Origin of the sequence: Klebsiella sp. NPDC088457 (genome assembly GCF_044900465.1) — a bacterium.
Lineage (GTDB): Bacteria > Pseudomonadota > Gammaproteobacteria > Enterobacterales > Enterobacteriaceae > Klebsiella.
The window spans coordinates 56,424-69,157 of sequence record NZ_JBJDNH010000024.1 but is presented as its reverse complement, the minus strand read 5'-3'; the positions used below and the strand labels follow the sequence as shown (position 1 = coordinate 69,157).

At 56.7% G+C, this 12,734-nt stretch carries 13 protein-coding genes; 8 read left to right on the top strand and 5 right to left on the bottom strand.

Annotated elements, in window-relative coordinates; genetic code table 11:
• Positions 1-61: 61 nt before the first annotated feature.
• Positions 62-961, top strand: coding sequence for an AraC family transcriptional regulator (locus ACI2JR_RS16545; RefSeq protein ID WP_132729705.1), 900 nt, complete (start codon positions 62-64; stop codon positions 959-961).
• A 65-nt stretch (positions 962-1,026) separates the two neighbouring features.
• Here ACI2JR_RS16545 and yghB read toward each other — a convergent pair whose 3' ends face one another.
• Both yghB and metC read right to left on the bottom strand, forming a co-directional pair.
• Positions 1,027-1,686 (bottom strand): DedA family general envelope maintenance protein YghB, encoded by a 660-nt coding sequence (yghB, locus tag ACI2JR_RS16540; protein ID WP_132729706.1) that lies wholly within the window; start codon positions 1,684-1,686, stop codon positions 1,027-1,029.
• Between the two features lie 130 nt (positions 1,687-1,816).
• Positions 1,817-3,004 (bottom strand): cystathionine beta-lyase, encoded by a 1,188-nt coding sequence (metC, locus tag ACI2JR_RS16535; protein ID WP_462479002.1) that lies wholly within the window; start codon positions 3,002-3,004, stop codon positions 1,817-1,819.
• A 251-nt stretch (positions 3,005-3,255) separates the two neighbouring features.
• Between metC and exbB the strand changes: the two genes are divergently transcribed.
• The 3 genes from exbB (at position 3,256) to ACI2JR_RS16520 (ending at position 5,055) form a co-directional block, all read left to right on the top strand.
• A complete protein-coding gene (exbB, locus tag ACI2JR_RS16530; protein WP_132729708.1) occupies positions 3,256-3,987 on the top strand; it encodes a tol-pal system-associated acyl-CoA thioesterase in 732 nt (243 codons plus the stop codon).
• Positions 3,988-3,993: 6 nt separating this feature from the next.
• On the top strand, positions 3,994-4,419 hold the full coding sequence (gene exbD / locus ACI2JR_RS16525) for a TonB system transport protein ExbD (protein ID WP_132729709.1): 426 nt from the start codon (positions 3,994-3,996) through the stop codon (positions 4,417-4,419).
• 141 nt (positions 4,420-4,560) lie between these two features.
• Complete coding sequence (locus tag ACI2JR_RS16520; RefSeq protein ID WP_132729710.1) at positions 4,561-5,055, top strand: TIGR00645 family protein; 495 nt, start codon at positions 4,561-4,563, stop codon at positions 5,053-5,055.
• Between the two features lie 44 nt (positions 5,056-5,099).
• On the opposite strand, the gene mgrA is transcribed toward ACI2JR_RS16520, so the two are convergent.
• A complete protein-coding gene (gene mgrA, locus ACI2JR_RS16515) occupies positions 5,100-6,140 on the bottom strand; it encodes an L-glyceraldehyde 3-phosphate reductase (protein ID WP_132729810.1) in 1,041 nt (346 codons plus the stop codon).
• Between the two features lie 148 nt (positions 6,141-6,288).
• Here mgrA and yghX point away from each other — a divergent pair, with 148 nt between their 5' ends.
• Positions 6,289-7,176, top strand: coding sequence for a YghX family hydrolase (gene yghX, locus ACI2JR_RS16510; protein ID WP_462479001.1), 888 nt, complete (start codon positions 6,289-6,291; stop codon positions 7,174-7,176).
• A gap of 77 nt (positions 7,177-7,253) precedes the next feature.
• Positions 7,254-7,541, top strand: a complete 288-nt coding sequence (locus tag ACI2JR_RS16505; RefSeq protein WP_132729712.1) for a DUF2623 family protein — start codon at positions 7,254-7,256, stop codon at positions 7,539-7,541.
• A gap of 34 nt (positions 7,542-7,575) precedes the next feature.
• On the opposite strand, the gene yghU is transcribed toward ACI2JR_RS16505, so the two are convergent.
• Positions 7,576-8,442, bottom strand: a complete 867-nt coding sequence (yghU, locus tag ACI2JR_RS16500; protein WP_132729713.1) for a glutathione-dependent disulfide-bond oxidoreductase — start codon at positions 8,440-8,442, stop codon at positions 7,576-7,578.
• A gap of 142 nt (positions 8,443-8,584) precedes the next feature.
• Positions 8,585-9,145 carry a DsbA family protein gene (locus ACI2JR_RS16495; RefSeq protein WP_462479000.1) on the bottom strand — a complete coding sequence of 187 codons (561 nt, stop codon included), beginning with the start codon at positions 9,143-9,145 and terminating at the stop codon, positions 8,585-8,587.
• Between the two features lie 277 nt (positions 9,146-9,422).
• Here ACI2JR_RS16495 and gss point away from each other — a divergent pair, with 277 nt between their 5' ends.
• Positions 9,423-11,294, top strand: coding sequence for a bifunctional glutathionylspermidine amidase/synthase (gene gss, locus ACI2JR_RS16490; RefSeq protein ID WP_462478999.1), 1,872 nt, complete (start codon positions 9,423-9,425; stop codon positions 11,292-11,294).
• Between the two features lie 112 nt (positions 11,295-11,406).
• Complete coding sequence (locus tag ACI2JR_RS16485) at positions 11,407-12,588, top strand: aminotransferase-like domain-containing protein (protein ID WP_132729716.1); 1,182 nt, start codon at positions 11,407-11,409, stop codon at positions 12,586-12,588.
• Positions 12,589-12,734: the final 146 nt, after the last annotated feature.

Here is a 12,734-nt window from a genome sequence, read left to right as displayed (position 1 = left end):
AGAAAAGGCAGGAAAGTGCGCACAATGCAAGAGTGCAAAAACGTCTGGAGAACCCCCGTAAATGAACCGCGCCGAGATATGCCAGCTGTTGACGGAAAAAGTTAACGCATTGAAAGAAAATGAGGAAAAACTCAGTACGCTGCTGCCCGATATTCGCCTGCTCTACGGTACGCAGCCGGGTACCCGCACGCCGGTGATGTACCAGCCCGGCATTGTTTTTCTCTTTTCGGGGCATAAAATTGGCTACATCAACGAGCGGACTTTTCGCTATGACACCAATGAATACCTGCTGCTGACGGTACCGCTCCCCTTTGAGTGCGAGACCTTCGCCACCCCCGAGGTTCCGCTGGCAGGGATGCGGCTGAATGTGGATATTCTCCAGCTCCAGGAGCTGCTGATGGATATTGGTGAGGATGAGCTGTTTCAGCCGGCGATGGCTTCGAGCGGGATCAACTCGGCAGCCTTATCGGAGGAGATCTTGTGTGCGGCGGAAAGACTGCTGGATGTGATGGAACGCCCGCTGGATGCGCGTATTTTGGGCAAACAGATTATCCGCGAGATGCTCTATTACGTGCTCACCGGGCCGTGCGGCGGGGCGCTGCTGGCGCTGGTGAGCCGGCAAACCCATTTCAGCCTGATCAGCCGCGTCCTGAAACGCATTGAAAGCCAGTACACCGAGAACCTCAGCGTCGACCAGCTGGCGGCGGAAGCCAATATGAGCGTCTCGGCGTTTCATCATAATTTCAAATCGGTGACCAGCACCTCGCCGTTGCAGTATCTCAAAAGCTATCGCCTGCATAAGGCGCGGATGCTGATGATCCACGATGGCATGAAGGCCAGCGCGGCGGCGATGCGGGTCGGCTACGAAAGCGCCTCCCAGTTCAGCCGTGAGTTTAAACGCTATTTCGGCATGACGCCGGGCGAAGACGCCGCGCGGATCAGAATGATTCAGGGAATGTGACGGGCGAGGAGCGGCGGCTGCCGAACCCGGGAAGGCGGCGCAGCGTCGCTCCCGGGTTCGCGCGGTCAGGCGCTGCAGAATTTTTTCTTGATAACCACGACCAGAGTGCCCACCAGCCCGGCAACCAGCAGGGCGATCGGCAGAATCATCAGACAGGTCATCACCTGATCTTCATGGCGTTTGACGAACGGGATCATGCTGAGGGCATATCCCAGGCCGGTGACCACACCCACCCACAGCAGCGCGCTCAGCCAGTTGAAGAACTGGAAACGGCGGTTTGAGAGCCCGGAAATGCCGGCCATGGTGGGCAGCAGGGTGCGCACGAAGGCCAGAAAACGCCCGGCGAGCAGCGCCAGCAGACCGTGCTTGTCAAACATGCAGGTGGCACGCTGATGATATTTTTGCGGCAGATGGGCGAGCCAGCCTTTGACGGTGGCGGTATTGCCGAGCCAGCGCCCCTGCAGATAGCTGAGCCAGCAGCCGAGGCTGGCCGCCACGGTCAGGATCGCGAGAGTGGGCACAAAGTCCATGACGCCTTTGGCGATCAGCGCGCCGGCGAGCAGCAGCAGGCTATCGCCGGGTAAAAACGAGGCCGGCAGCAGACCGTTTTCCAGAAACAGGGTCGCGAACATAACCAGATACACAAAACCGACAACCTGAGGGTTCGCCAGTGCGGCAAAATCATGTTGCCACAGCGCGGCGACAATCTCTTGAATGACAACCATGGACTTTCCTAAGTGGTACCGTATTTTTGACTAGTGTACTCCTGAAGCGGCCCGAACACCTTGATCTCGGGCGCAACAAAAGCGGCCGTTTTTAACAGAACGTCCGCCATTGTTGCCACTTGCTGTCACTTTACACGATACGGGAGAAGCCCGCCGCTAAATCCGCCAGCAGATCGTCAACATTTTCTAAACCTATATGGACCCGAATCAGCGTGCCGCTGAAATCGACTTCAGCTCCCGGGCGGATCGCGGCAATTTGCTCCGGCTGGTTGGCCAGAATCAGCGATTCAAAACCGCCCCAGGAGTAGGCCATGCTGAACAAGCTGAAGTTGTCGAGATAGGCGGAAAGCTCGGCATCGGTCAGGTGTTTATTGAGGATAAAAGAGAACAGACCGCTGCTGCCGCTAAAGTCGCGCTGCCAGAACTCGTGGCCTTTACTTCCCGGCAGCGCCGGGTGGTTGACGCGGGCGACCTGCGGATGCTGCGCCAGCCATTCGGCGATCTGCAGGCTGCTTTCATGATGCTGACGCAGGCGCACGCCCAGGGTTCGCAGGCCCCGACTGGTCATATAGGCGGTATCGGCATCGACCATTTGCCCCATCAGATAGGCATTTTCCCGCAGCTGATCCCAGCAGCGGGCATTGGACACCGCGGTACCGACCATCGCGTCGGAATGGCCAATCAGGTACTTGGTGGCGGCCTGAATCGAGATATCCACGCCGAAATCCAGCGCTTTAAACAGCACGCCCGCCGCCCAGGTGTTGTCGATCATGATAATCGCCTCTGGCGCCACGCTGCGGACGGCAGCGACGATCGCCGGGACGTCATGCACCTCCATGGTGATCGAACCCGGGGACTCAAGAAACACCACCCGGGTATTGGGCTGGATCAGGCGGGCGATATCGGCGCCAATCAGCGGGTCAAACCAGCTGGTGGTAACGCCGAGTCTGGCGAGAACTTTGGTACAGAAATCCTGACTCGGTTCATAGGCGCTATTGGTCATCAGGACATGGTCGCCCTGCTCGACAAAAGCCAGAATCGTATTGGCGACCGCTGCCGCGCCGCACGGGAACAGCGCGCAGCCGGCGCCGCCCTCCAGCTCGCACATCGCTTCCTGCAAGGAAAAATGGGTGAGCGTGCCGCGACGACCGTAAAACAGCTCGCCCTTCGCCCGGTTGCGGGTGGCGTGCTTTTTAGCGTCGACGGTATCGAAAACCAGCGACGAAGCACGCTGAATCACGCTGTTTACCGAGCCCTGGGTATATTTTTTACTGCGCCCGGCGTTGACGAGCGTAGTATCAAGATGTTTGTCAGCCATGTTTTTCAAACCTGTTTTTATACGTCTGGACGTCTAAACTAGCATGATTACCCCATTGTGTACCGGGGAAGCGCTGATACAGGCGAAAATTTTACCAAACGCGCCGTTGACAACTTTTTTTCTGCGTAAGCGCAGGGAATATAAACGTGATTTGCTGCACAGTGTAAATACTAATGAGAACCACTATCAATTCGATGCCGTTTTGATATTATTATGCTCAGAATTTATGATTTACGTCGTGGAGATTCAGTGTGGGTAATAATTTGATGCAGGCGGATCTGTCCGTTTGGGGTATGTATCATCATGCCGATATTGTCGTAAAGGTGGTGATGATCGGCCTGATTCTGGCGTCGGTTGTGACATGGGCTATCTTCTTCGGCAAGGGTGCTGAAATTCTCTCCAGCAAGCGCCGCCTCAAGCGCGAACAGCAACTGCTGAGCGAAGCTCGTTCCCTCGATCAGGCCAGCGATATTGCCAACAGTTTCCATGCCAGGAGCTTAAGCTGCCAGCTGATTAACGAAGCGCAGAACGAACTGGAACTCTCTTCAGGCGTCGAAGATAACGAAGGTATTAAAGAACGTACCGGTTTCCGCCTTGAGCGCCGCGTGGCGTTTGTGGGCCGTTATATGGGCCGCGGCAACGGTTACCTGGCGACCATCGGGGCGATTTCTCCGTTCGTCGGGCTGTTTGGTACCGTCTGGGGCATCATGAACAGCTTTATCGGTATCGCCCAGACGCAGACCACCAACCTCGCGGTTGTCGCACCGGGTATCGCCGAAGCGCTGCTGGCGACGGCTATCGGCCTGTTTGCCGCGATTCCGGCGGTGGTTATCTACAACATCTTTGCCCGCATGATCGGCAGCTACAAAGCCACTCTCGGCGATGTCGCCGCCCAGGTGTTGCTGCTGCAAAGCCGCGATCTGGACCTCAGCGCCAGCGGCACTACGCCGGTGCGTACCGCGCAGAAATTACGGGTAGGTTGATGCTTTATGGCGATGCATTTTAACGAAAACCTCGATGATAACGGCGAGATGCATGACATCAACGTGACGCCGTTTATCGACGTTATGCTGGTGCTGCTGATTATCTTCATGGTGGCCGCGCCGCTGGCCACGGTGGATGTGAAGGTGAACCTGCCGGCCTCCTCCAGCCAGCCTCAGCCGCGCCCGGAAAAACCGATTTATCTGTCGGTGAAAGCGGATAAAACCATGTTCCTCGGCAACGACCCGGTGACCGAAGAGAGCATGATCGGCGCGCTGAATGCGCTGACTGACGGTAAAAAAGACACCACCGTCTTCTTCCGCGCGGATAAAACCGTGGACTATGAGACGATGATGAAAGTCATGGATACCCTGCATCAGGCGGGTTATCTGAAGATTGGTCTGGTGGGTGAAGAAACCGTTAAAGCGCAGTAACTCCCCGACCGATCTCCCCAGGCTGGCCTTGCGCCAGCCTTTTTTATGCCCGCAGCTCACCGGCTACGCGGGCTGGCTGTTGTATTCGCGCCGGCGGGTTGCGATATAATGGCGGCCGTTTTGGTTAACTCACAGGATCTTATGGAACGCTTTCTGGAAAATACTATGTATGCCTCGCGCTGGTTGCTGGCACCGGTTTATTTTGGCCTTTCTCTGGGGCTGATTGCGCTGTCGATCAAATTTTTTCAGGAGATTCTCCACATCCTGCCGCATATTTTCAGCGTGGGTGAGTCGGATCTGATCCTTACCCTGCTGTCGCTGGTGGATATGACGCTGGTGGGGGGACTGCTGGTGATGGTGATGTTCTCCGGCTACGAAAATTTCGTCTCCCAGCTGGATATCAACGAAGGAAAAGAAAAGCTCAGCTGGCTGGGCAAAATGGACGCTACGTCGCTGAAAAATAAGGTGGCGGCCTCTATCGTTGCGATCTCCTCGATCCATCTGCTGCGGGTATTTATGGATGCCAAAAACGTGCCGGACAACAAGCTGATGTGGTATGTCATTATCCATCTGACCTTTGTGCTGTCGGCGTTTGTGATGGGCTATCTCGATCGCCTGACCAAGGTTAAGCACTGATTTCGTCTGCCCGGCGGCATGGGACAGCCCGCCGGGTGAACGGTTTATTTATCCGACGAGGCCTGCCATAAATTGAGCTGGCCGTCCGCCACGTGCTGGTCGATCTGGGCCAGCTCTTCGGCGCTAAAGGCCAGATTTTGCAGCGCCTGCACGTTCTCTTCTAGCTGCTGTGGGCGGCTGGCGCCAATCAGTACCGACGTCACCCGGCCGTCTTTCAGCAGCCAGCTCAGCGCCATCTGCGCCATGCTCTGCCCGCGGCGGTGGGCCATCTCCTGCAATAAACGCAGACTGCGCAGGTTTGCCTCGCTGAGCATATTTTCCGTCAGGCCGCGGTCTCTTTTCCCTTCATAGAACATCCGCGAACCTTCCGGGATCTGCTGGAGATACTTGCCGGTCAGCAGGCCTTGCGCCAGCGGGGTAAAGGCGATGCAGCCGACGCCATGCTCCTCGAGGGTATCCAGCAGGCCGCTGCTGTCGACCCAGCGGTTAAGCAGGTTATAGGAGGGCTGATGAATAAGCAGTGGGATTTTCCATTCGCGCAGCAGCGCGGCCATTTGCTGGGTGCGTTCCGGCGAATAGGAGGAGATGCCGACATATAAAGCTTTACCGCTCTGCACCGCCTGCGCCAGCGCCGCGGCGGTCTCTTCCATCGGCGTATTTTCATCGACGCGATGTGAATAGAAAATGTCGACGTAATCCAGCCCCATACGCTTGAGGCTCTGGTCAAGGCTGGCCAGCAGATATTTTCGCGAGCTGCCGTTACCGTAGGGACCGGGCCACATTGTATAGCCCGCTTTGGTGGCCACGATCAGTTCGTCACGGTAGGCGGCAAAATCCTCGCGCAGCAGGCGACCAAAATTTTCCTCGGCGCTGCCGGGAGGCGGGCCGTAGTTATTGGCCAGGTCGAAATGGGTAATACCCAGATCAAAAGCCTTACGCAGCAGGGCGCGTTGGTCATCCAGCGCGTTGCCGTGGCTAAAATTGTGCCACAGCCCCAGCGATAACGCGGGCAGCTGTAAACCGCTTTTACCACAATAGCGATACTGCATCCGCTCGTAGCGGGTGGGGTCAGCTAACCAGGACATCATCTCTCCTTATTGAGTTAAAACATTGTTTCTATATTAACTAGTATGGCACTTCGGCGGCGTTTGCTGGATCACAATGCGCAAGATTGCTGGCGTCATCGCGAGCTTATGCTTTGCTTAAAGGGGCCTTATTTCCGGAGAACAAACGATGACGCGACTGACGGCGAAAGATTTTCCGCAAGAACTACTGGAGTATTACGACTATTACGCCCACGGCAAAATCAGTAAACGGCAGTTTTTACAGCTGGCCGGGAAATATGCCGTGGGCGGAATGACCGCGCTGGCGCTGTTTAATCTGCTTAAACCCAACTATGCGCTTGCTGAACAGGTACCGTTTACCGATCCCGATATTCGTGCGGAATATATTCACTACCCTTCTCCTGACGGCCACGGAGAGGTTCGCGCCTACCTGGTGGTGCCGACGAAACTGACCGCGAAACCCGGGGCCGTGGTGGTGGTTCATGAGAATCGCGGCCTTAACCCCTACATTGAAGATGTCGCCCGACGGGTGGCAAAGGCGGGCTATATCGCGCTGGCGCCGGATGGTCTGAGCTCGGTCGGCGGCTATCCCGGCAACGATGATGAAGGGCGCGAGCTTCAGCAGAAAGTCGATCCGCTGAAGCTGATGAACGACTTTTTTGCCGCCGTCGCCTTTATGGAAAAACACCCGCAGGCGAACGGCAAGGTGGGGATAACCGGGTTTTGTTACGGGGGAGGCGTCTGCAACGCTGCCGCCGTCGCGATCCCGGAACTGGCCTGCGCGGTGCCGTTTTACGGCCGCCAGCCGCCGCTTAATGACGTAGCCAAAATTCATGCGCCGCTGCTGCTGCACTACGCGGAACTGGATAAACCGATCACCGACGGTTGGCCCGCCTATGAAGAGGCGCTGAAGGCGCAGCATAAGGTCTATCAGGCCTACGTCTATCCGCAGGTCAATCACGGCTTCCATAATGACTCCACGCCGCGCTATGACCGGGCGGCAGCCGAGCTTGCCTGGCAGCGAACCCTGGCGTGGTTTGCGCAATACCTCAGCTAAAAATGGGGGAAATAGCGCTAGCACTCGCTCAAAAAATCGCCATATAATTTTGTATATAACGATTGGGGGTGAAAGCGATGGATAACCATTTTGGTAAAGGTTTAATGGCCGGGCTAAAGGCCTCTCAGGCCGAAAGCGCCAGCAATGCGGCCGGTTTTTGTGCGGATTATAAGCGCGGGTTTGTGCTCGGCTATTCTCAGCGCATGTTTGAACAAACCGGCGATCGTCAGCTTAGCGCGTGGGAGGCCGGGATTCTGACCCGCCGCTATGGTCTGGACAGGAATATGGTGATGGATTTTTTCAAGGAGGGACATTCCTGCACCGCGATGCGCTACTTTATGGCCGGATACCGGCTGGAAAGTTAACGACCGAAGGCCGAGGCCCCCGGTCGCTGGCGCATTACGCCTGGCGTTTATCTTCGGTCCGGGTGTCGAAGTCGCTGGCGTCGTGGCGCTCATGTAGCTGTTCGTTAAGCGGGCCGTTAGTCCGGTTAACGATACGGCCACGTTTTACTGCCGGGCGGTTGCCCACGTCCTGCGCCCAGCGCAGGACGTTTTTATAGCTTCCGGCGTCAAGGAATTCGGCTGCGTTATACACCCCTCCCAGCACCACGTTACCGTACCACGGCCAGATGGCCATATCGGCGATGGTGTACTCTTCCCCGGCCACATAGCGGTTACGGGCGAGCTGTTTATCCAGCACGTCGAGCTGGCGTTTGGCTTCCATGGTGAAGCGGTCGATGGCGTACTCGATTTTCACCGGCGCATAGTTATAGAAGTGACCAAAGCCGCCGCCGAGGAACGGGGCAGCGCCCTGTAGCCAGAACAGCCAGTTAAGCGTTTCGGTCCGGCCGGCGGGATCTTTCGGCAGGAAGAAGCCGAACTTCTCTGCGAGGTAAAGCAGGATGCTGCCGGATTCAAACACGCGGGTCGGCGGAGTGGTGGAGTGGTCGCTCAGCGCGGGAATTTTTGAATTGGGGTTCACTTCCACAAAGCCGCTGGAGAACTGATCGCCTTCACCGATGCGAATCAGCCAGGCGTCGTATTCCGCATCGCTGACGCCCAGCGCCAGCAGCTCTTCCAGCAGAATCGTCACCTTCTGGCCATTTGGCGTTCCCAGAGAGTACAGCTGTAGCGGATGTGAGCCGACCGGCAGCGCTTTTTCATGAGTAGCGCCGGAGACGGGACGGTTAATGTTGGCGAACGCGCCACCGTTGTTTTGCTTCCATTCCCACACTTTAGGTGGTTGATAGTTATTCTCTGACATGATGACCTGCCTTTTTAGTGAGGTGTTGAAGGAGTGTAGCAGGAGTGACAACGCGGGTTTAACACAGTGAGGCTTAATACCGCCGGCCTCAGGCCGCTATCGCCCCGGTAATCCTGGCGCTACCGGGGCGGCTGCACGGGGCTCAGGCCATAATCCGCTCGGCCCACACGCTGATATCGTCACCGCTGCCGAGGTCCGGTTGGACCAGGCCGTTGACCATAAAGGTCGGCGAGACATGGATACCATTCTGCCGCGCGTATTTGCAATGCCATTTGATCTCCGTCTGCAGTTCCGGGCGAGCAAAGGCCGCTGCGAGCTGAACGTGGCTGTAACGTTCGATGCGCTCAATAATTTGTTGCGGCGTGGCATCCATATTCGGCCCGCTGCAGTGGTCGGTAAATTCAAACTCTTCGCGATGAGCGGCGACCGCCTTTAGCACCTTGTGCGCCTGCTCTCTGCCGTGCGGCAGGGTGGAGGCGGCAAGGATACAGCGTACGATGACGCCGGAAAACAGATGCCACGGCTGGGACTGCAGACGAATCTTGATCGTCACATTATCGGCGCCGACTTCATCCAGCAGGTCGTCGAGCTTGTTGAAGGCCCTGACTGAAAACGGGCAGGTTGGTTCGAGGAAAACTTCAAAAGTACGCGGGCCGTGGCCCCAGACCAGCGGTTGGGCTTGCAGATGAGGTTGTGTGCTCATAATCAACTCCTGACGTTTGCGTTATTCGTTGTTCTTCCCTGTCTCATTCGTGTTGCCATCAACGCCGATGCAACCCGAAGTATTACCGGGAGATATCTCAAATAACGATATCACTTTTACCTGAAGGCGCCGGGTTATTTTCCCACAGGGCACAAATAGCGAATCGAATGAGTGGTATTATGATTCCACCTCTGTCTGGTAAGTGCCTGCGGCAGGATAAGAAGAGGGAGTTTTGTTCCGCCAACTGCCCGGGCTGCATTAATTTGAGGTCAGGCTAATGAGTAAAGGATCGACTAGCAGCGATGCCCCTTTTGGTACATTGTTAGGCTACGCGCCGGGCGGCGTAGCAATTTATTCATCGAATTACAGTAGCTTAAATCCGCGAGACTATCCGGATGACGCGACGTTCCGCAGTTACATCGGCAATGAGTATATGGGGCACAAATGGCAGTGCGTCGAGTTCGCCCGCCGCTTTTTGTTTCTCACCTACGGCTTTGTCTTTACCGATGTCGGCATGGCCTATGAAATCTTCTCCCTGCGCTTTCTGCGCGAAGTGGTTAATGACAATATTCTGCCGCTCCAGGCCTTCGCCAATGGTTCCCGCCGTCCGCCGATAGCCGGCTCCCTGCTGATCTGGCAAAAGGGCGGTGAGTTTAAACATACCGGCCATGTCGCGGTGATTACCCAACTGGTCGGCAATAAGGTCAGAATCGCCGAGCAAAACGTGATTCACACCGCGCTGCCGCAGGGCCAGCAATGGACCCGTGAACTCACGCTGGAGGTCAAAGACGGCCTCTACACCATCAAGGATACCTTTGCCGATACGGAGATATTGGGCTGGATGATTCAGACCGCCGACACCGAGCACAGTCTGCCGCAGCCGGTCCTGCCCGGTGAAGCGATGGCGATCCACGGGGCGCGCCTGCCGAATAAAGGCCAGTTCCGCGGTAACTGGCTGAACGAGAAGGACGCGCTGCAAAAAGCCTACGTTGAAGCCAACGGTCACTTCATTAATCAAGACCCCTACCAGTATTTCACTATCACCGAAAGCGCCGAGCAGGAGCTGATCAAAGCGACCAATGAGCTGCATTTGATGTACCTGCACGCCACCGACAAGGTGATGAAAGATGACAACCTGCTGGCGCTGTTCGATATCCCCAAAATCCTCTGGCCGCGCCTGCGTCTCTCCTGGCAACGACGTCGTCATCATATGATTACCGGGCGCATGGATTTCTGTATGGATGAGCGCGGGCTGAAGGTCTATGAATACAATGCCGACTCCGCCTCCTGCCATACCGAAGGCGGTCTGATCCTCGAGCAGTGGCTGAAACAGGGCTATTACGGCACCGGGCATAACCCGGCGGAAAACCTGCTGGACGAGCTGGCGGGCGCCTGGAAGCACAGTCGGGCCCGTCCTTTCGTGCATATCATGCAGGATAAGGATCTGGAGGAGAACTATCACGCCCGCTTTATCCAGCGCTCGCTCACCCAGGCCGGCTTCGAGAGTAAAATCCTCTTTGGCCTTGATGAACTGCGCTGGGACGCCGCCGGACAGCTGATCGACGCGGACGGGCGCCTGGTAAACTGCGTCTGGAAAACCTGGGCCTGGGAAACCGCCATCGAACAGGTGCGCGAAGTCAGCGCCGACGAGTATGCCGCGGTGCCGATCCGTACCGGGCATCCGCAAGGGGAGGTACGGCTGATTGACGTCTTGCTGCGCCCGGAAGTCCTGGTATTTGAACCGCTCTGGACGGTGATCCCCGGCAACAAAGCGATTCTGCCGGTGCTGTGGTCGCTGTTCCCGCATCATCGCTATCTGCTGGATACCGATTTTGTGGTCAACGAAGAGCTGGCGAAAACCGGCTATGCGGTGAAACCTATCTCCGGGCGCTGCGGCAGCAATATCGACCTGATTGGTCCGCAAGACGAAGTGCTGGATAAAACCAGCGGGAAATTTGTCGATCGTAAGAATATTTACCAGCAGCTATGGTGCCTGCCGAAGGTGGATGGTAAATACATTCAGGTCTGTACTTTTACCGTCGGCGGTAACTACGGCGGTACCTGCCTGCGCGGCGATGATTCGCTGGTGGTCAAAAAAGAGAGTGATATCGAACCGTTAATTGTGCTGAAAGACAAAGACGGCCGGTAACCGGCTGCCCGGATAGCGTCTGAACGGCCTGTCCGGGCGACAAATCCTGCAAGCAAGCTATGTTATGAGCTACCAATACAACAACAAGACAGAAACAGAAAAGGAAAATAATATGCACGATCGGCGACTCGCCGCCCGCGCGGGTGAACTCAAACCCTCCGCCGTCCGCGAACTTCTCAAGCACAGTAAACTGCCTGGCGTGATCTCCCTGGGGGGCGGGATCCCTGCCCCGGAGCTTTTTGATACCGAAGGTCTGAATCTGGCGGTGCAGCAGGTGATGGGGGGGCGTTTCAATGATGCATTCCAGTATGGTTTGACCGAAGGCTACCCGCCGCTGCGTCAGGCGGTGAGCGAGCTGTGCCAGACGCGCGGCGTGGCCTGTCCGGCAAGCCATGTCTATATCACCTCCGGTTCACAGCAATCGTTGGATATCGTGGCTCGTACCCTGCTCGATCCGGGCGATGCGATCGTCGTCGAGCGTCCGACCTATCTGGCGGCGCTGCAGGTCTTCCAGCTGGCGCAGGCGAATATTCTCAGCGTGGATACCGATGATGACGGGATGCTGGTTGAACAGCTGGCGGATCTGCTGACGACCACCCGTGTGAAAGCCGTTTATCTGGTGCCGACCTTCGGTAACCCGGGCGGTAAAACCCTGAGTGAAGATCGTCGGCGTCGTCTGGTTGCCCTGGCGAAGCAGTATGATTTTGTCATTATCGAAGATGATCCGTACGGTGAAATCAGTTTCACCGATGAAGTGCGCCGTCCGCTGTATCAGCACGCGGTCGAGCTGGGCTGTGAAGATCGGGTGGTCTACACCTCGACCTTCTCCAAAATCCTCGCGCCGGGAATGCGGATCGGCTGGATCGTGATGCCGGACTGGCTGGCGCAGCAGACGGTGATCGTCAAGCAGGCGGCGGATCTGCACACCAATATGTTATCTCAGGTGATCACCGCGGAATATCTGACGATGAACCGCCTGGATAGCCAGATCGCGCTGATCCGCGAAGATTATCGTAAGAAGTGCGTGGCGCTGGCTGACGCTCTCGAATCCCGTCTGGGCGAGCACATCGAGTTCAGCCGACCAAAAGGCGGTATGTTCCTGTGGGCCCGTTTCCGCTATCCGTTCGATACCATGGAATGGATGAAAAAGACCCTCGCAAACGGCGTGGTCTACGTGCCTGGCGAAGCGTTTTATAACGATAACCCGGATACCCGCACGCTGCGTCTCTCCTACTCTACGGTGTCGGAAGAGGGGCTGATGACCGCCGTCGAACGGCTGGCGAAATCGCTGTAACCTGCCTGAGTTGACTCTGCGCCGCCCGGCGCAGAGTCCGGTGATGAACGGCAAAACGCCGGATGAGCCGATGAGCCTTGATGCCCTGCCCGTGGTATTGCTCCCTGGATTTATGCTGGATGAGACCCTGTGGGATGATTTTAGCG